15 protein-coding genes are annotated in these 18,876 nt (G+C 65.4%); 13 read left to right on the top strand and 2 right to left on the bottom strand.

Translation table 11 applies throughout. The features are described from left to right. Positions 1-67: 67 nt before the first annotated feature. The 4 genes from EMO90_RS05475 to EMO90_RS05460 all read left to right on the top strand — a co-directional run bounded on the left by EMO90_RS05475 (position 68) and on the right by EMO90_RS05460 (position 3,853). Positions 68-628, top strand: coding sequence for an orotate phosphoribosyltransferase (locus EMO90_RS05475; protein WP_395952933.1), 561 nt, complete (start codon positions 68-70; stop codon positions 626-628). After that, the gene (locus EMO90_RS05470; RefSeq protein ID WP_150354454.1) at positions 628-1,467 is read left to right on the top strand and encodes a TrmH family RNA methyltransferase; all 840 of its coding nucleotides are present in this window, start codon (positions 628-630) and stop codon (positions 1,465-1,467) included. The genes EMO90_RS05475 and EMO90_RS05470 overlap by 1 nt, the downstream gene beginning before the upstream one ends. Before the next feature lie 281 nt (positions 1,468-1,748). Continuing rightward, positions 1,749-2,879, top strand: a complete 1,131-nt coding sequence (locus EMO90_RS05465) for an ATP-binding cassette domain-containing protein (protein WP_150354455.1) — start codon at positions 1,749-1,751, stop codon at positions 2,877-2,879. Further along, positions 2,876-3,853: a permease of ABC transporter system gene (locus tag EMO90_RS05460; protein ID WP_150354456.1), complete on the top strand. Its 978-nt coding sequence runs from the start codon at positions 2,876-2,878 to the stop codon at positions 3,851-3,853. Before EMO90_RS05465 ends, EMO90_RS05460 begins: the two co-directional genes overlap by 4 nt. Positions 3,854-4,374: 521 nt before the next feature. Here the strand turns inward: EMO90_RS05460 and EMO90_RS05455 are convergent. After that, complete coding sequence (locus EMO90_RS05455) at positions 4,375-6,372, bottom strand: heparinase II/III domain-containing protein (protein WP_150394989.1); 1,998 nt, start codon at positions 6,370-6,372, stop codon at positions 4,375-4,377. A 280-nt stretch (positions 6,373-6,652) separates the two neighbouring features. Between EMO90_RS05455 and gatC the strand changes: the two genes are divergently transcribed. The 6 genes from gatC (at position 6,653) to rho (ending at position 13,963) form a co-directional block, all read left to right on the top strand. Next, entirely contained in the window at positions 6,653-6,952 is a 300-nt protein-coding gene (gene gatC, locus EMO90_RS05450) for an Asp-tRNA(Asn)/Glu-tRNA(Gln) amidotransferase subunit GatC (RefSeq protein WP_150354458.1), read from the top strand. 13 nt (positions 6,953-6,965) lie between these two features. After that, positions 6,966-8,498: an Asp-tRNA(Asn)/Glu-tRNA(Gln) amidotransferase subunit GatA gene (gatA, locus tag EMO90_RS05445; protein WP_190972056.1), complete on the top strand. Its 1,533-nt coding sequence runs from the start codon at positions 6,966-6,968 to the stop codon at positions 8,496-8,498. Positions 8,499-8,537: 39 nt separating this feature from the next. After that, positions 8,538-10,037: an Asp-tRNA(Asn)/Glu-tRNA(Gln) amidotransferase subunit GatB gene (gatB, locus tag EMO90_RS05440; protein WP_150354460.1), complete on the top strand. Its 1,500-nt coding sequence runs from the start codon at positions 8,538-8,540 to the stop codon at positions 10,035-10,037. A 194-nt stretch (positions 10,038-10,231) separates the two neighbouring features. Beyond that, the gene (locus EMO90_RS05435; RefSeq protein ID WP_150354461.1) at positions 10,232-11,263 is read left to right on the top strand and encodes a GNAT family N-acetyltransferase; all 1,032 of its coding nucleotides are present in this window, start codon (positions 10,232-10,234) and stop codon (positions 11,261-11,263) included. A 4-nt stretch (positions 11,264-11,267) separates the two neighbouring features. Then, entirely contained in the window at positions 11,268-11,582 is a 315-nt protein-coding gene (locus EMO90_RS05430; RefSeq protein ID WP_150354462.1) for a DUF2469 domain-containing protein, read from the top strand. Positions 11,583-11,854: 272 nt separating this feature from the next. Next, positions 11,855-13,963, top strand: coding sequence for a transcription termination factor Rho (gene rho / locus EMO90_RS05425; protein ID WP_150354463.1), 2,109 nt, complete (start codon positions 11,855-11,857; stop codon positions 13,961-13,963). A 147-nt stretch (positions 13,964-14,110) separates the two neighbouring features. Here the strand turns inward: rho and EMO90_RS05420 are convergent, their stop codons facing one another. After that, positions 14,111-15,361 carry a pyridoxal phosphate-dependent aminotransferase gene (locus tag EMO90_RS05420; RefSeq protein ID WP_150354464.1) on the bottom strand — a complete coding sequence of 417 codons (1,251 nt, stop codon included), beginning with the start codon at positions 15,359-15,361 and terminating at the stop codon, positions 14,111-14,113. A gap of 231 nt (positions 15,362-15,592) precedes the next feature. Between EMO90_RS05420 and EMO90_RS05415 the strand changes: the two genes are divergently transcribed. The 3 genes from EMO90_RS05415 (at position 15,593) to EMO90_RS05405 (ending at position 18,636) form a co-directional block, all read left to right on the top strand. Then, positions 15,593-16,018: an Lrp/AsnC family transcriptional regulator gene (locus EMO90_RS05415; RefSeq protein WP_150354465.1), complete on the top strand. Its 426-nt coding sequence runs from the start codon at positions 15,593-15,595 to the stop codon at positions 16,016-16,018. A 24-nt stretch (positions 16,019-16,042) separates the two neighbouring features. Further along, positions 16,043-16,474: a chorismate mutase gene (locus EMO90_RS05410; protein ID WP_150354466.1), complete on the top strand. Its 432-nt coding sequence runs from the start codon at positions 16,043-16,045 to the stop codon at positions 16,472-16,474. Positions 16,475-16,608: 134 nt separating this feature from the next. After that, a complete protein-coding gene (locus EMO90_RS05405; RefSeq protein ID WP_150354467.1) occupies positions 16,609-18,636 on the top strand; it encodes a hypothetical protein in 2,028 nt (675 codons plus the stop codon). Positions 18,637-18,876: the final 240 nt, after the last annotated feature.

Here is an 18,876-nt window from a genome sequence, read left to right as displayed (position 1 = left end):
AGATGACGCTTCCACTGGTTTCCGCCCCACCGGTCCCGCCGGTTTGCGTGGCGATGTGTCGTTCGAAATGCAGGATCCAAAGACTCAGCTTGGTCAGCTGCTGTCCGCCTTCGTTGCCCGGAAGCCGTTCAGTGAGCTGTCCGATGTGACGTTCCACCATCGTGGCGCCGAGCTGACCGGCCACGTGCTGCTGGATACGGTCGAGGAATCCGGTTATACGCTCGACGACTTCGACGCAGTCGGAGCATTGACCGCGGCGGCGGTTCCGCTGGTCACGTCCATGATTACGGCGGCGGGATCCCGCGGACAGGATCTCGACGGTTTCGTCATGGATTTCGTCTACCCCTCCATCAAGGGCCCCTCCATCAAGGGCAAGCGAGTCATTCTGGTGGATTCCTGGCTGAGCGAGAAGTCCTATGTGCAGACCTCCTCTTTGGTCACGCTGCGCAATGGCAATGAACTGAGCCTCGACTTCGGCATTGTGAAGAACGAAGGCGCGGAAGTGCTGGCGGTGGCGGCACTCATCGGCGGCCCGTTCAGCACGCTGAAAGTCATCCATCCGGTGACCGGTGACGAGAGCGATCTGCCGTTCATTCGCGCCTACGATGAGGATCAACTGCGCGGCTGATGAGAGAACCCAATCCCATCACATTGGCGGCAAAGGCATCCGGGGAACCGGAATTCCGCGAAGTCGGCGTCGGTCCCTGGAGCCAGGCCCACCCCGGCGAGGCTCGCCCCGACGACCCGTCATCATCCAATTTCGATCGTCGATATAGCACGGTCCTATTGGATGAAGGCGACCGCCGCAATGTGCTTGATCGCTATCGGTACTGGACCGTCGAAGCCATCAAGGCCGATCTGGATGCCAAGGGCCGGCATGACTTCGAAGTGGCCGTGGAGAACTGGACACATGATTTCAACATCGGCTCCATGGTCCGTACCGCCAATGCATTCACCGCGCGGCGTGTCCATATCGTCGGCCCGCACAAATGGAACCGCAAGGGTGCCCTGATGACCGAGCTGTACCAACACGTCGAGCATCACCCTTCCATCGCCGCGCTGGTGGAATCCTGGCGGTACCGCATCGTCGGTGAAATCGCATCGGCGCGTGCCGATGCAGCGGCGGCGGCCTTCCATGCTCATCAGGCGGCAGGCGCTGGGGATGCGGACGCTCTTCACTCAGCCATGCGGAAGGTCGACGAGGCCGATGCGCGCATCCGGGAACTGGAATCGGCCCGCGTGATCGCGCTGGACATCATTCCCGGCGCCGTGCCCATCGAAGGCTATCGGTTTCCCAAGCGGTGCCTCATGCTGTTCGGCGCGGAGGGGCCGGGATTGAGCGACAAAGCGCTCGAATTGGCGGATAACGTGGTGTATATCTCCCAGTTTGGGTCGGTGCGCTCCATCAATGCGGGCGCGGCGGCGGCCGTGGCCATGCACAGCTGGATCGCGCAGCACGCCGCGTAGGTGCTTGCCCCGCGCAGGCGTTTGTCTCCGAGCGCAGGCACTTGCCGTCAGGTTATGCCGTTTGCATCGTGACGCCATCGTGACGCCATTGCGACGTCATTGCGACGCCATTGAGGCCGGTCCCGTTGCATCCCCGCTGTTGCATCACCATGTTGTCGCGTCCCCACTGCCGCATCCTCCACAAGGGATTGCATGATCGCACGCGCTCAGTGCTTGATCCCGTGGTCCACAGGCGTTGACCGGGGCTGTCGCCGCGGGCCTTGGAATGCTACGGTTGGAACATGATAGAGATCCAACATATCAGCAAGCGTTTCGGGGGAAAACAGGTTCTGAACGACGTCAGCTTCATGGCTGAGGACGGGAAGGTCACCGGTTTCCTCGGGCCCAATGGTGCCGGCAAATCCACGACGATGCGTGCCGCGCTGGGATTGATCACGCCCGATTCCGGTCGGGCGCTCATCGACGGCAAACCGTTCGCGTCGATCAAGGCGCCCATGGCCGCCGTTGGTGCGGTGCTTGATGCCAAGTCGGCTCATAAGGGGCGTTCCGCTTATGCGCATCTGAAGGCTTTGGCCCAGACCAACGGCATTCCCGCGTCCCGCGTGGACGAGGTGATCGATCTGACCGGCATAGGATCGGTCAAAAAACGCCGGGCGGGCGCGTTCAGCCTTGGTATGAGTCAGCGGTTATCCATCGCCGCGGCCCTGCTGGGCGATCCCCGGAACCTTGTTCTGGATGAACCGGTCAACGGACTCGATCCGGAAGGCGTCAAATGGGTGCGTGAACTGTGCCGCTTCTATGCCGGGCAGGGACGCGCGGTGCTGTTGAGCTCCCATCTCATGAGCGAGGTGGCGCTCACGGCGGATAACCTTGTCATCATCGGACAGGGGCGGATTCTTGAAACCACAACGGTTTCCCACTTCGTGGCCGAGCATTCCGCGCATGCGCTGCGTGTTGCGACGCCTGAACCCGGCAAGCTGCGGGCAATCTTCGCATCGGCGCCGCAGGTGAGGATTGAACCGGCGGAGCGCAATGCCTCCGATCCGGCCAATGGCGAGGTGTTCCGCATTGCGGGTGCTGATCTGGAAGCCGCCGCCCGCGTGTTCGCACAGGCGCAGCTGATCACCTACGAGTTCATTGAGGAGCATGCCTCGCTGGAAGACGCGTACATGACCCTCACCCACAGTCAGGTGCAGTACGCGAACCGCGAAGTGCCTGGCCAGCGGCCCATACAATACGGTTTGCCGGCATCGGTGGAGCCCAGTTTTGCTCCCACAGCTCCCGCTGCTCCCGCTGCGCCAGCCGTTCCCGCCGCTCCAGCCCCGTCGTCCCCGACGGACGAGCCAACGCAGCCTTCTCAAACCGTGCAAACCATGCAACCCGTGCAACCCACGAAGGAGTCCGACCGATGACCGCCCCGACCACCACCCCCGCGCGCAATGCCGCCGGCAACGGAGGCTACACCACCGGCCGTCGCATGGCCGCCAGCCGACTCAAACTTACCTACATCGGCAGCGTGCGCGCCGAACTCACCAAACTCGCATCCATCAAATCCACCTGCTGGCTGCTCGGTGTCGCCGCGCTACTCATCGTGGCGGGCGGAGCGATCTCAGCATGGTCGTACAAGGCGATGGCATTCATGGACTACAACGTCGAAACCGGCGAAATGGTCACGCTGACCACGCCGAAGCCCGTCGAGGCGGCGTATATCTGGACGTCCACGGTGGGCATGATCACCACCGCGTCCTTGGTGTTCGGCATTTTCGGCGTCATGTCGATCACCAGCGAGTACACGAATCTCACCATTCAGTCCGGTTTCGTGGCCAATCCGCGGCGTGGCATGTATCTGGCTGCGAAGGCCACGGTGGCCGGCGCGCTGTCGCTCCTTGCTTCGCTTGTGGGCGTCGGGCTGTCGTGGGCGGCGGTCCGGGGCATCCTTTCCGGCATCGAGATCACGCCGCTGACTCAATCACAGCGGCTCCTGCCTGTGGTGTGCATATTGGGAGGCCCGGTGGCCAGCATGCTCATGACGATCATGTCGCTGGGGCTCGGTGCGATCTGCCGATCCACGGTGGGCGGCGTTTTCGCGCTGATCGGCCTGTGGACCATCCTGCCGTCCATGCTCAGCATCGCCGCGTTCAGCGAGAAGCTGCGTCCGGCGTTTCAGAGTCTGTCCAACTGCATGCCCAGCTCCGCGCTCGGCGATTTCCTCAACGGCATGGTGGGGAACGCGATGGACAGCGGTCTGTCAATAGGCGTGACAGGAGACAGCAAGATCGATTATTTCGATCCGACATGGTGGCAGTCCGGTCTGATCTTCCTCGCGTGGGCTGCGGTGGCCTATGCGATCGGACAGCTGGTCATCAGACGCTCCGATGTGAAGTGATGTGGATGGCGCGTGCGACGTAGCAAGACACGGTGTTGCAAGACTGCGGTGCCGCAAGATGTTTCACGCGTAATGCGCGCGCGAAATGTGCGTTTTCCGTGTGAGTGACGGTGCAGCGCCCGTGCGACGGCGCGTGCGACAGCTTGCGCGCGTGCAGCATTCACGTGTTATTCGCATAATGGGGGCGGATTTTGGACCTTGCAGGATGCTATCTGCGTTTCCGAGGGCACCTTGATGGCGGTTAACGGCGATCAAGGAGATGCAGGCACCGGGAAAACCGCGGAATTCCAATGGTCAGTGTGCCGATTGTAATGGAAAGCAGTCAGGGAAGTGCCCCCGGAAACGCAGATAGCATCCTGCAACAGGCGAAATCCGCCCCCAATGTGCAAGATACCGCAGGATTCGAGCGGGATTCGAGCAGGACGTAAGCAGGGTGCAACGCTGAATGCGCCTTGATGGGGACGATTGGGAATCCCCGATGGATGGCCCCGGCCGGAGTGGCCACTGCGCATTCAGTGCATTCAGCGCACTTCGACGATCAGCCCGCCACGGAACGGCACATTGATCCGCCACAGACGGTCTGCGTCCCAATCAGCGCGCAGTTTGGCGTCCTCCAGCGGTTTCGGCTCGATCGTGATCGGCCCGATCCAACTGTCCGCAGCGTCGGTTCCGCGCATCTCGAGCATGGCGTCGCCTACGCGCAGCGCGATCGCATTGCCCGGCACGCGCTTCGGCTCCTCCGCGGTCAGCAGATGCATCGTCGCCGTCCCGAAGGTTCCGCGGGCTATATCCCGAATCGTCAGTGCTCCGTCGCGCTTGCTCAGCGTGACCGTCCGCACATAGGACCGCAGTCCCGCGGACGCCGGCCATGCATGCGTGAGGTCGGCCGATACGCTGCTTTCCTCCGGCTCGAACGTCACCTTCACATCCGAAGCCCTGCACTCCGGCGTTTCGCGCTGCATCACGCCGTCGAAATCGGGCAGATTGTGCCACGACGACTGCATGGTCCACAGCTCGTAGCGCTGCGGCGAGAACGTTTGCCGCGTATAAGTTCCCGCGCCGGCGTCGATGAGCACCGGGTGCCCGTCCCGCCACACGATCACGCTGCCGGTGTCGTTGTGGCTGTGGCTGAATCCGTTGCGCCCGGCTTTGACGCCCACGTCGAACCCTCCGCCGCGCATCACGGCGATGCCGGTGCTAGGAAACCATGTCTCAACGCAATCGCCTCCGAGTCCGGCCGGATGGTTCGGGCCTGCCGACTCATCCAGCATCTCCCCGGCCGCACCGGCCTCCCACAGGAGATACACCGTGTTGATCCGGTCCATTCCCGTCGCCGGCGTCCGGGTCGTGTCCGCGCCGGCCGCCACGGCATGTCGCCATTCGAGCGCCGCGGCGCGGGCCATGCCGTCATCCCCCACGGCCCGCGCGAACAGGAATTCGCGCGCGCCCATGAGCCCGGCCTTCACCGCGCAGTCGGAGAAGTTGAAGTACCGGTCTTCGCCTATCCGCACGCGCATGATGTACGTGGCGATGTTCGCGATCCGCCGCTCGCGCCACAACCCGCCGAACGCGTCCGGCCGCACATCCGCCAGCACCCGCATCGCGCCGAACAGGCACAGGCCGGCCGTGTGGTAGTAGCCCGCGCCCTCCGAGCAGCACCCGTCCTCGCCGTAGTCGGAGAGGAATGAGTCAAGGCTTGCGCAGGCCCGTGTGACCACCGCGTGACGCGTGTCGAGCCCGAACGGGGCGAGGAACGCCGTGAGGAGCACGTTCTGCGTGCACCAGACCGTCCAGTTGTTGGTCGGACCGTCCACATCGCCCATCCACCAGAACCGGTCCCCAAGATATGGCGCGATGATGCGGCGATCCAGCTCTCCCTCCACGCGCCGGCGAATGGGCTCGGGCAGATCGTCGCCCAGCACGTACAGCGCGGCGGCGAGCAGCTGCCCGGTCTCGCAGGCGAACAGATCCAGCAGCGGCCGGTCCGGGTCGGGCCAAGGCAGCTGCGGGGCGTCGCGCACATAGGCGTTGTGCGCCGGCAGCTGCCAGGCGCTTTGGCCGCAGATGATCGAGATCCCGTCGATGATGTCCGCCAGCAGCGCCCCGCATTCGCGCGCTTCGGGGCCGTCCGCCGTACGGGCCACACCATAGGCCATGAGATCGTCCGCCACGCGCCGGCGCATTTCGCCGTACGCCATCTCGTAGGCCATGCGATCGCCGTCGCGGAAGAAACGCGCCCAGTCGTGCGCGAACAGCCGCGGCCATGGGCGTTCGCGGTGTGCGGCGGCCCGCCGGCGGTGCAGGGCGGCGAGGAACGGGGGAAGCGATCGCCATGCGTCCCGATCGGCCGCCTGATCGTCCGCCGGTGCGAAGGGGCGGAATGGCTGGAACGGTTGGAATGACTGGGCAGCGTTGCCCGACGCCCACGCATTGGAAAAGAGCCTGACGCGCGCGCCCGTTGCGCTCGGATCACTGGATGTGGAAGATGTGCTGAACGTGCGATCGGCGGACATGGTCATCCCTCCTTGGATCGGACCCGTGGGCGGGTCCCTTGCCGCAGTTCATCTTAGACGATTCACGGCCGCCACGCGACGGGCGGGCGGTCGCGCGAGGGTTGCGGTCGCGCGAGAGCTGCGATGGTCATGCGGGTCTGCGGCGGTCGGGCGGAATCTGTGGACGGCTGCGCGAGGGCTGCGGACGGCCGCGCCCGTCCCTCCCGTCCCGCATCCCCGTTCCGCATGCCGACCGCAGGGCCCGCACGACTTCCGCTCGTCACATACGGCACATATAGTGAGGGGCATGCCTACTTTTTCACGCGAAGAAATCGTGCATTTGGGCGATCTGGCCCGAATTGCGCTCACCGATGAGGAAATCACCCGTCTGCAGGGCGAGCTGAACGTCATCGCAGACTCCATCAACAAGGTTCAGGAAGTTGCGTCCGACGATGTTCCGCCCACCGCCAACCCCGTGCCGCTGGAGGCCTACATGCGCCCCGACGTCGCACAGACGCCGCTGACCCAGGCCGAGGCGCTGTCCGGCGCTCCGAAGACCGAGGCCGGCATGTTCGTGGCACCGCGAATTCTTGGAAGCGAGGAGTGAGAAGGCAATGAGCATTTCCACCGAAACCGCGGCGCTGGTCAAGCTGTCCGCCGCCGAGCAGGCCGCCAAGGTCAAGGCCGGCGAAGTCACCAGCCGCGAGCTGGTCGAGGCCCATCTTCAGGTCATCGAATCCGCCGAGCCGTCCATCAAGGCCTTCCTGAAGGTTTCCGGCGACGTGGCCCTCGAGCAGGCCGACGCCTTCGACGCCAAGTCCGCCGAGGACAAGGCCAAGCTCCCGGAGCTGGCCGGCGTGCCGATCGCCATCAAGGACATGATCGTCACCAAGGGCATCGAGACCACCGCCGCCTCGAAGATCCTCGAGGGCTGGGTGCCGCCGTACGACGCCACCGTGATCGAGAAGCTCAAGGCCGCCGGCATGCCGATCCTGGGCAAGACCAACCTGGACGAGTTCGCCCAGGGCTCCTCCACCGAGCACTCCGCCTACCAGACCACCCACAACCCGTGGGACACCGAGCGCGTCCCCGGCGGCTCCGGCGGCGGTTCGGCCTCCGCGGTCGCCGCGTTCGAGGCCCCGCTTGCGCTGGGCACGGACACCGGCGGCTCGATCCGCCAGCCCGGCTCGCTGACCGGCACCGTGGGCGTCAAGCCCACCTACGGCGGCGTCTCCCGCTTCGGCGCGATCGCCATGGCCTCCTCCCTGGACCAGATCGGCCCGGTCTCCCGCACCGTGCTCGATTCCGCCCTGCTGCAGGAAGTCATCGGCGGCCATGACGAGCGCGACTCCACGTCCATCCCCGAGGGGCCGCGCCCGATGGTCGCCGCCGCCCGCGAGGGCCTGAAGCGCGATCTGAAGGGCCTGAAGGTGGGTCTGGTCAAGGAACTCGACGGCGAGGGCTTCCAGCCCGGCGTCGAGGCCCGCTTCAACGAAGCCGTGGCCAAGCTCAAGGAGATGGGCGCCGAGGTGACCGAGGTCTCCTGCCCGCACTTCCCCTACGCGCTGGGCGCCTACTACATCATCATGCCCTCCGAGGTCAGCTCCAACCTGGCCCGCTACGACGGCATGCGCTACGGCCTTCGCGTGATGCCGCCGGACGGCGTGCCGCAGACCGCCGCCAACATGATGGCCTACACCCGTGAGGCCGGCTTCGGCGACGAGGTCAAGCGCCGCATCATCCTGGGCACCTACGCCCTGTCCGCCGGCTACTACGACGCCTGGTACGGCTCCGCCCAGAAGGTCCGCACGCTGATCATCAACGATTTCAAGGCCGCCTTCGAGAAGGTGGACGTGCTGGTGTCCCCGACGTCCCCGTCCACCGCCTTCAAGTTCGGCGAGAAGATGGACGATCCGCTGGCCATGTACATGAACGACATCGCGACCATCCCGGCCAACCTCGCCGGCGTGCCCGCCATGTCCATCCCGGCCGGCCTGTCCGACGACGGCCTGCCGGTCGGCTTCCAGCTCATCGCCCCGCAGCAGCGCGACGAGGTCATGTACAAGCCGGCGGCGGCGCTCGAGGCCGCGCTTGAGGAGGATTGGGGCGGCCCGATCTGGACGAGCCTCAAGACCCCGTGGCTGGGCGAGTGACTGGACGAGACGACAAGCGGAAAGCATAAGGAAAACATCATGGCTGAAAAACTGATGAAGTACTCCGAGGCCTGCAAGCAGTTCGATCCTGTCTTCGGTCTGGAAACCCACGTGGAGCTGTGCACCAACACCAAGCTCTTCTGCCCCGCGCACATTGAGTTCGGCGGCGAGCCCAACACCCAGCTGACCCCCGTGTCGCTGGGTCTGCCGGGCAGCCTGCCGGTGGTCAACAAGACCGCCGTGGACTACGCGATCAAGCTGGGTTTGGCCCTGCACTGCGAGATCAACGAGTGGAGCCAGTTCGCCCGCAAGAACTACTTCTACCCGGACATGCCGCGCGACTACCAGATCTCCCAGTACGACAAGCCGACCAACGGCAACGGATACTTGGATGTGGAGCTTGAGGACGGCACCGTGTTCCGTGTGCCGATCGAGCGCGCGCACATCGAGGACGACGCCGGCAAGAACACCCACGTGGGTGGCGCCGACGGCCGCATCGAGGGCGCCGACCACTCGCTGGTCGACTACAACCGCGCCGGCGTGCCGCTGATCGAGATCGTCACCAAGCCGATCGAAGGCGCCGGCGACCGCGCCCCTGAGATCGCGGGCGCCTACATGCGTGCGATCCGCGACATCGTGCGCGCGCTGGGCATCTCCCACGCCCGCATGGAGCAGGGCAACATGCGCGCCGACGTCAACCTGTCGCTGCGCCGCAGCCCGAACGATCCGTACGGCACCCGTTCCGAGACCAAGAACGTGAACTCGTTCCGCGGCATCGAGAAGACGCTGCAGTACGAGATCCGCCGTCAGGCGGCCATCCTCTCCGAAGGCGGCGAGATCCTGCAGGAGACCCGCCACTGGGACGAGGCCACGCAGACCACCGCCGGCGGCCGCGTCAAGTCCGACGCCGACGACTACCGCTACTTCCCGGATCCGGATCTGGTGATGCTGCACATCACCAAGGAGCACATCGCCGAGATCGAGGCCCAGATGCCGGAGATGCCGCGCGAGCGCCGCAACCGCCTCAAGGCCGAGTGGGACCTCACCGACCTGCAGATGCGCGACATCCTCAACGCGGACGCCCTCGACCTGATCGAGGAGACCGTGAAGTCCGGCGCCACCGCGGCCGGCGCGCGCAAGTGGTGGCTGGGCGAGCTGTCCCGCGAGGCTAACGCCAAGGGCGTTTCCCTGGAGGAGCTGCCGGTCACCCCGGCCGACGTGGCCCAGGTGGAGAAGCTCATCGCCGACGGCAAGCTCAACGACAAGCTCGCCAAGCAGACCATCGCCGGCGTGCTTGCCGGTGAGGGCACCCCGGACGAGGTTGTGGCCAAGCACAACTACAAGATCGTCGAGGACTCCGGCGCCATCGAATCGGCCGTCGAGGCCGCCTTCGAGGCCAACCCGGATGTGGTGGAGAAGCTCAAGAGCGGCAATATGAAGCCGATGGGCGTCATCATCGGCGCGGTGATGAAGGCCACGCGCGGTCAGGCCGACGCGAAGGCCGTCACCAAGATCGTGATGTCAAAGATCAAGTCCTGACCCGCCGACTCGATCGGGCGGCATCCCATGCGGGTGCCGCCCTTTTTCATGCCCGTCCCGGCGCGGATCGTGGCGCGGATCGTGCGCGCCGTCTTCACACGGTTCCCAGCTGATGTTCAGGACCCTGCGCTACCATGCCAAAAGGCTTGATAATGATGCAAGAAGACCAGAGCAGTAATCGGGGGTTGAAACCAATGTCACAAGCCGGTGAGATCATTCCCAACATCGCCGATTCCCGTGAACTTCCGACCAGCGTCGTCGTCCCCGGCATTCGGGGCGAAATGGTCACGCTGAGGCCGGCCACGATCGACGACCTCGTCCGCATGGACGAGCTTGACGCCTACCACAACGCCTCGGGCATCACCGGCAAGGATGCCGCCGCCGAGCGCGCGGTGGTCCACGCATGGGTGCACCGTTCCGTCGCCTGGGAGCAGGGCCAGACGCCCGCCCAGTCCGGCGTGGGCGATCCCGAGGCCCGCCGCACCATGGCCTGGGCCGTGCTGACCAACGCCGACCACGATGGCGATGGCCGCCGCGACGCCTCCGCCACGGACAATATGATCGGCATGATCTTCCTGATCGACATCGACGGCTGGGGCAAGTCCGCCCGCATCCAGATCATCCTCGGCAAGGACTATCGCGGCCGCGGCTACTCCCGCGACGCCATGCCCCGCGTGCTGACCTACGGCTTCGCGCCGGTGCCCGCGGGACTGGGCCTGCACCGCATCTGGGTGGCCGTTCCGGAGAAGAACACCCGCTCGCGCTCGGTCTACCAGTCGCTCGGCTTCGTGCCGGAGGGCACCTCGCGCGACGCGCTGTGGGACGATCAGAACAACAAGTACATGGATCAGATCGTCATGGGCACCCTGGTGGACGAGTACGATCCGGTCGCCTCGCTGGACGCGTTCGGCCTGCATCTGATCACGGACAACCCGGGCGTGCAGGAGGCTCTGGCGGCGCGCGAGCATTCGATCGCGATCCATCAGAACATCGCCGACGCGCTCGCCCCGAAGGAACGGAATGCCGGCAGGGACATCCAGACGGGCCAGAACCCCAAGACCGATGGTTCCGCAGCGGCCGGGACGCCCGAACATGAGAACGCCGGTGAGACCGATGGCCGCCCGCAGTCGTGGGCGTATGGCTCGGGCAACTCCGGCAAGTCGTCCAAGCAGGCCTGGTGGCGTAATCTGGGCCGCGGACGCAAGAGAGACAACGAGGAGGACTGATTCCGTGAGCGCCGAAGATCTGGACAATTACGAGACCGACGCCGAGCTCGCCCTGTACCGCGAGTATCGCGATGTCATCAAATTGTTCACCTACGTGGTGGAGACCGAGCGTCGTTTCTATCTGGCCAACAAGGTTGATTTCAACGTGCGGTCCGCCGGACAGGACGTGTATTTCGATGTGCAGCTCACCGATGCGTGGGTCTGGGATGTGTACCGCTCCAGCCGATTCGTCAAGAATGTGCGCATCGTGACCTTCAAGGATGTGAATGTGGAGGAGGTCCAGCACTCGGACATCGACATTCCGGACAGCATGCGCTGACGCATTCCTTGCGCGGGCGGTTTCGTCCGCGTGTAGAGGCTCCCTTTGCTGCAACAGCGGCAGTGGGAGCCTCTTTTTGTTGGAATTCCAAGCATCTTTGGGCGCACCGCGGGTCGATTTTGCGTTGGTCGGCAAAAGGTTGTATTGTGAGCGTTGTCCGGTTCGCTGAAGGTAGCGAACGGTATTCATGTGCGGAAATCATTCCGCAATCATTCTTATGCCGTATGCCGCACGTTCGTTGTGGCTGAAGGCCGAAGAAAGGCAAAACCACAGTGGCAACGAGCCAGAATCTTGAAGATATGAAGCTGCCGGAGCTCAAGGAGCTCGCCAAGCAGATGGGATTGCGCGGCACGTCGACGATGCGTAAGCCCGCACTTCTCGCCACCATCCAAGCTGCCCGTTCCGGCGGCGAGGCGCCTGCGGGTGTGAGCGTTCGCGCCCCGAAGACCGCGAAGAAGACCGCGGATGCCGCAGCGCCCGTTTCCAAGCCGGAGACCCAGTCGGACGCTCCCGCCGCGTCTGCCGAGCCGGCCGCCGCGCCGGCCGCCATCGCGGAGCCCGCCGCTTCCGCCGCTCCCGCCGCGCAGATTTCCGAGCCGGAGACCCCGGCCGCGCCGGCAGCCCCGCAGCAGGCCGCGCCCGCACCGGTGCCCACCGCGCCCGTTTCCGCGCCGAGCCCGACCCGCGTGGTGCCGTCCAACAATGAGCCGCTGGCCCCTGCGCCGGCTCCGAACCCGCTGCTGGAGACCCCGATGGTCCGCCGCCCGCGTCGCAAGTCCCTGGATCTGGATCTTGATCTGCCGTCCGCGGACTCCCGCCCGCGCCGCGCCGATCGTCCGGCCGGCCGTCCCTCCAAGTCCGATGCCAAGCCCACCGGCGACCTGTTCGACATGCTGGGCATCGACGAGAACTCCGCCCGCGCCGGCCGCAAGGACCGCACGGAGAAGAGCGACGAGCCCATCCAGCTGCCTCGCCGCCGTCGCCGTCCGGAGGTTGCTCCGCGCGAGAACGAGCACGGCAATGTGCGCGATCTGGACGACATCCTCGCCAATCTGCCGTCGCGCAATGCAGACGGCCAGCAGGACGGGGACGACTTCCCGCGCCGCAACCGCCGCGACCGCAGCAACGGCCACGACGATCGCCGTGACCGCGGCGTCAACCGCCGCAATGGCAACCGCCGCGACGATTTCGATCGCGACGACCGCCCGGAGCGCGTCGATCGCCGCGACGACTACCAGCAGCAGGAGGAGCTGGTCCCCGTGGCCGGCATCGTGGACGTGCTCGATTCCTACGCCTTCGTGCGCACCTCCGGCTACCTGCCCGGCCCGAACGACGTCTACATCTCCATGGGACAGGTCAAGAAGTACGGCCTGCGCAAGGGCGACGCGGTGCACGGCGCCATCCGCGCGGTGCGCGACGATCGCCGCAACCAGCGCCAGAAGTTCGTGCCGCTGCAGTCCATCGACTCCATCAACGGCATGAGCGTGGAGGAAGCCCAGAACCGCCCGCAGTTCGCCAAGCTGACCCCGCTGTACCCGCAGGAGCGCCTCAAGCAGGAGACCACGCCGAACAAGCTGATCGGCCGCATCATGGACATCGTCGCGCCCATCGGCAAGGGCCAGCGCGGTCTGATCGTCTCCCCGCCGAAGGCCGGCAAGACCATCACCCTGCAGAACATCGCCAACTCCATCACCACCAACAACCCCGAGGTGCACCTCATGGTCGTGCTGGTGGACGAGCGTCCCGAGGAGGTCACGGACATGGAGCGCACGGTGCAGGGCGAGGTCATCTCCTCCACCTTTGACCGTCCCGCCTCCGATCACACCACGGTCGCGGAGCTCGCCATCGAGCGCGCCAAGCGACTCGTGGAGCTCGGCCAGGACGTGGTGGTGCTGCTCGACTCGATGACACGTCTGGCCCGCGCGTACAACATCGCCGCGCCCGCCTCCGGCCGCATCCTGTCCGGCGGTGTGGACGCCCAGGCCCTGTACCCGCCCAAGAAGTTCTTCGGCGCCGCCCGCAACATCGAGAACGGCGGATCCCTGACCATCATCTCCTCCGCGCTGGTCGAAACCGGCTCCAAGATGGACGAGGTGATCTTCGAGGAGTTCAAGGGCACCGGCAACATGGAGCTGCGCCTGTCCCGCGACCTTGCGGACAAGCGCCTCTTCCCGGCCATCGACATCAACGCCTCCGGCACCCGCCGCGAGGAGCTCATCACCCCGCCGAACGAACTGGCCGTCATCTACGGTCTGCGTCGCGCGCTGGGCGGCATGGAGCCCGAGCAGGCGTACCAGACGCTGGTGCCGCGTCTCAAGAAGACCGCCACCAACCGCGACTTCCTGGCGGCCATCACGTCCACCATCCCGCAGAACAAGTAGCGCGGCCCACCCGCATAACGCGCATAACACGCATAACACAAAGCGGAACGTTTGGTCCGTTTTCGAGCCATTTTGAAGGCCGAAAACAAACCAATCGTTCCGCTTTGTGCGTTCTGGGGCGCGCGGGCGTGCGGGCGTGCGAGCCCGCTATGCGATGCGCTCGGCGAATCGGCGCATGCGTCGCGCGCCCTCGCGGGTCGGTTCGATCGGCCCCGCGTAGGACAGGCGCACGAAGCCCGCGCCCGCCGCGCCGAACGCGCTGCCCGGCACCGCGGCCACCTTCTCCTCGCCGAGCAGACGATGGCAGAACGTCACGTCGTCCAGTCCGGTGGCGCGCACGTCGACGAACACGTAGAACGCGCCTTCGGGCGTGATGGGGGAGAGCACGGGGCATCTGGCCAGCTCATCCAGGATGATCCGGCGGTTGAGCGCGTAGTGGTGCTTCATGGCGATCACATGGTCCATCGGGCCGTTCAGCGCGGCCACGCCCGCCGCCATGGCCACCGAGTTGACCGAGGAGTGCATGAGCTCGGCGATCTTGCTGGTCTGCTCGATCACCGCGTGCGGGGCGAGCAGGTAGCCGATGCGCCAACCGGTCATCGCGAAGGTCTTCGACAGGCTCTCCACGACGATCGTGCGTCCTCGCATGCCCGGCGCGGCGGCGATCGACGGGGCCGTGCTGCCGATGCAGTCGGGGCCGTGCAGATCTTCGTCTCCGAAGACGAACGGGTGGTAGACCTCGTCGGAGATGGCCCAGATGCCGTGCCTCGCGCACACTTCGCCGATCCGCTCGAGCTCGTCCATCGGCGTGACCGCGCCGGTGGGATTGCCGGGGGAGTTGAGGATGATCGCGCGCGTGCGCGGGCCGATCGCCGCCTCGATGTCCCTGGCGTTCAGCCGCATGCCGTGCTCCGGGCGCAGCGGGACCGTGCGGATCGCGCCGCCGCACAGCATGACCTCGGCATCGTACGAGGTGAAGTAGGGGGAGGGGATGAGCACCTCGTCGCCCGGGTCGATCACGGCCTTCAATGCCAGATACAGGCCGATCGTGGCGCCGTCGATGGCCTGGATCTCGCACGACGGGTCGTAGTCGAGCCCCTTGATGCGGCGCGTGTAGCCGGCCGCGGCCTCGCGGAACGCCTCGGTGCCGAGCACGTTGGTGTAGTGCGTGTCGCCGTCCATGATCGCGCGGCATCCGGCTTCGACGATGTGCGGCGCGGCCGTCTCGCCGGGCTCGCCCACGGCGAAGGAGATGGCGTCCGGCACGCGCTCCACGCGGTCGAAGATGTCGCGGATGCCGGAGCGGGGGATCGCGAGGGCGCTCGCGGCGAGGGTGGGCTGCGGGTGGATGGCGGCGGGCTGCGCTGTGGTGGGCTGCGATGCGAAGGGCTGTGTCATGGTCATGATGATTCTCCGATCCTGCTTCAACTATGCAATGCTGTGAAAACTACTATTAATCATATAATATGCAGTAAATATTACTGGAAAAGTTAATTTGCAACGAATAATTTATGATCATATGCAGGCGAAGGCGATCGGCGTGCGTTCAGTGTGCTCAGCGCGATCGGCGTGCGCTTGCGGCGGGCGCGCGGTAATCTGGAGGGAATCGAAGGCGAACGGGAGGCTGACATGGACGCGGTGGACGGGAAGATCCTCGACCTGCTGGAGGCGGATGGACGCGCGACGCTGTCGGAGTTGGCCGCGGCCACGGGCCTTTCGGTCTCCGCCGTGCAGTCGCGCGTGCAGAAGCTGGAGAAGCGCGGGGTGATCGGTGGATATAAGGCGGTGGTGGACCCGGAGAAGCGAGGCCTGGAGATCGGCGCGTTCGTGGCCGTCACCCCGCTCGACTACGCGCAGGAGGCGCTGATCCCCGAAAAGCTGAAGGACATCGATGGCATCGTCTCATGCGATTCGATCGCCGGCGCGCCCAGCTTCATGCTGACGGTGCGCGTGGCCAGTCCCGGCAAGCTCGAGGAACTGCTCAATCTGATCCATCGCACGGTCCCTGTGAGCACGGAAACCACGATGATCCTTAAGCGGTACTTTTCCAAGTAGTCGTGTTGCGATACCCTTGGGATCATGAGCGAAACCGAGAACAGCGACTGGCTTCGGCCTGATCAGCACACCGACAATGAAGCGCATGAATCCGAAACGGTGATCGATTCGGCCGCCGCCGAGGCGCACCCCGAAATCGCCGAGACCGTGGCCAAGATCAAGGCGCTGCGCCAGTCCATCGACAATGTGGACACGGCCATCGTCTCCCTGCTGGCCGAACGGTTCAAATACACGTCGCAGGTGGGCGTGCTCAAGGCCCGCGCCGGTTTCGCCCCCGCCGACTACAAGCGCGAGGACTACCAGATCGAACGCCTGCACCGCATCGCTGTGGATGCCGGACTGGATCCGGACATCGCCGAAATGTACCGTGAGTTCGTGGTGACCGAGGCCAAGAAGCGTCATCAGCGCATCGCCGATGCCGGCGGCGACCCGGGCGTGCTCGACGTATTCGCCTGATCGGACCATATAATCCGACCCGTCCGCTAGACACCTGACCGGTGGTCTGTTGCACTGCCTGTGCACCGCAATGGCGTAAAGTGGACCCGAGTTGCGCCGATCGGCGCCGATTGGTTGATCGAAGGGCGGTTCGGATGTCTTCATTCGGGGCTGTTGCGCGCAGGGCGGTGGCCGCATTGGCCGCCGTGGCGTGCACGGGTCTGATGATCGCCGTGCCTTCGGACACAGGCTACGGGTGGCGGAAGAACGAGGTCGCGCAGCAGACCGCGTCATATGCCAAAACCCAGCGGGTGTACACCCTGTTCGGCGATGACGGGCGACCCGGCGAATGGATCGTCGGCAATAGCTTCAATGTGACCGCGGCGGGCACGATCGTCGATTACGATGACTCGGCCGGCGGTCATCCCACAATCATCGATGCCGCGCAGGCCGGGCCGGCCTCATCGCAATCCGTGCTGCCCGCCGGTTCCAAGGCGCTGCCGTGGGCCGTGCATATCACCTACAGCCTCAACGGCCCGGATGCCGATCGATCGGCGGTTCAGGGCGCGGACGGCTTGGTGGGTGTGCGCATCCGCCTCGAGGCCAATCCGCTGTCGGACACGCGCTATTTCCGCGATGCGATGCCGATCGTCACCTTCACCATCCCCCACGACGTCACGGACAATGTGGCGGTTCCGGACACGGCCGTCGTCACGGATGACGGCGATTCGTACCGCATCAGCGCCGTGGGCGTGGCCGGGCGGACGAACGAGTGGGACTGCTTCATGAACGCGAAGGCCTTCCGCATGGGCCGGCTCGTCATCGCCGCCGTGCCCGCCGATCGCACCGACGACGGACGCGACGCCGATCAGTCCGTGATGCGCGATCGACTCGCCGCGCTCGCCAGCGGCGCGAACGCATTGTCGGGCGGCATGACCAATGCGGGCAGCGGCGAGCATCAGGCGCTGATCGACCAGCTCTCCGCCATGCGCGATCAGGAGAAGGCCGCGGTGGACGCCGAAATCGCCGCCAAACACGATGCCTACGTCAAACAATTCGGCATCTACATCGACCGGTACGTGCGATCGTATTCCAGCCACATTTCCGGCCAGCCCGGCACCAAAACGCAGATGGGCGCGCTGATCGGCATGACCGGCGAGTTGACGGGGGATACGCCCCTGTCGCAGTCCGTGACCGATCTGGCGAACGCGGTCAACGCGATGAGCGACGCGCACGGTCATACGGGTGCGGCGAACATCATCGACGAGGTGATCCGGCAGATCCAGCGCCGCGGCACCACGGGTCTGCTCGCCGATCTCAAAACGCGGCAGGCCAAGGAGGCCAACACCGGCAAATCGCGCTATTCCGCCGGTCAGGGGCAGCTCGCCAATGCGATGATCCCCTTCTCCATGGCCTATACGGACACGTACACCGCCCGATTGAACGATCTGGTGAACCAGGGCGGCAGCGTGGCGGGCAGCGAGCAGACCGCGATCGACCAGACCAATCAGGCGTTCGGTTCCGATGAGGATATGCAGAAGTACACCGGGCAGATCTCCGCGGCCCTGAAGACCATGGCCGGAGCCCGCGAGCACACGGGCGCGGCGGATATGCTGGGCACGATCATCGACCGGTTCGGGGCGCAGATGGAGAACAGCGGGGCTGGGGATTCGGATGGGGCCGGGGCTTCCGCTGCTGCTTCCGCCGGGGCCTCTGCCGGGGCTGCGGACGATTCGGTCGGTGGCGGGGCCGTCTTCCACAGTGGTTCCGTGGGCGTTGATGCGCCATTCGCCATGATCGGCGCGGCGTCCGGTCCGCTCGAACCCGCCGACGAGACAACGGCCCTGCACGCCGGCGAGGGGACGGTGATCGACCAGAGCGCGACGATCGGTGACGCCTCCACGGATCTGGGGGCGGCGATCGACGCGCTGATGCCCGCGGACAAGGCGGCCTCCGATTCGGTGTTGCGCGCGATCTCCTCCAGTGCGGCCAGCGTGCGGTATGGCGATGGGGGAGGCGATGTGATCTCACCGGACAACACGCATACCGTTTCCGCGGATTTCCTCATGGTGCTGCCCGCCGTGGGCGATGCCGATTCGATCGGCGCCGCATCCGCATCCGACGGCGATGCGGCCTCGCAGATCCCCGGCCTCGGCGCCATCGTCGGCAAATTCATGGGCTGAGCCGTTAAGGCGGGGAGTGCTTCTTCGGTCATCCTGAGCGTAGCGAAGGATCCTTAACCTTTGTGCACGATGACTGTGTGCGGTAGTGTTAAGGATCCTTCGACTCGCTGTGCTCGCTCAGGATGACAAAGGGTGCCTCTTCAGTCATCCTGAGCATGAGCGAAGGATCCTTCGACTCGCTGTGCTCGCTCAGGATGAGGGTGCCTCTTCGGTCATCCTGAGCGAAGCGAAGGATCCTTA

It is taken from the genome of Bifidobacterium vespertilionis, from assembly GCF_008698145.1.
Classification (GTDB): domain Bacteria; phylum Actinomycetota; class Actinomycetes; order Actinomycetales; family Bifidobacteriaceae; genus Bifidobacterium; species Bifidobacterium vespertilionis.
The sequence above is the reverse complement of the archived record's forward strand: the minus strand, read 5'-3'. Positions and strand labels throughout refer to the sequence as shown.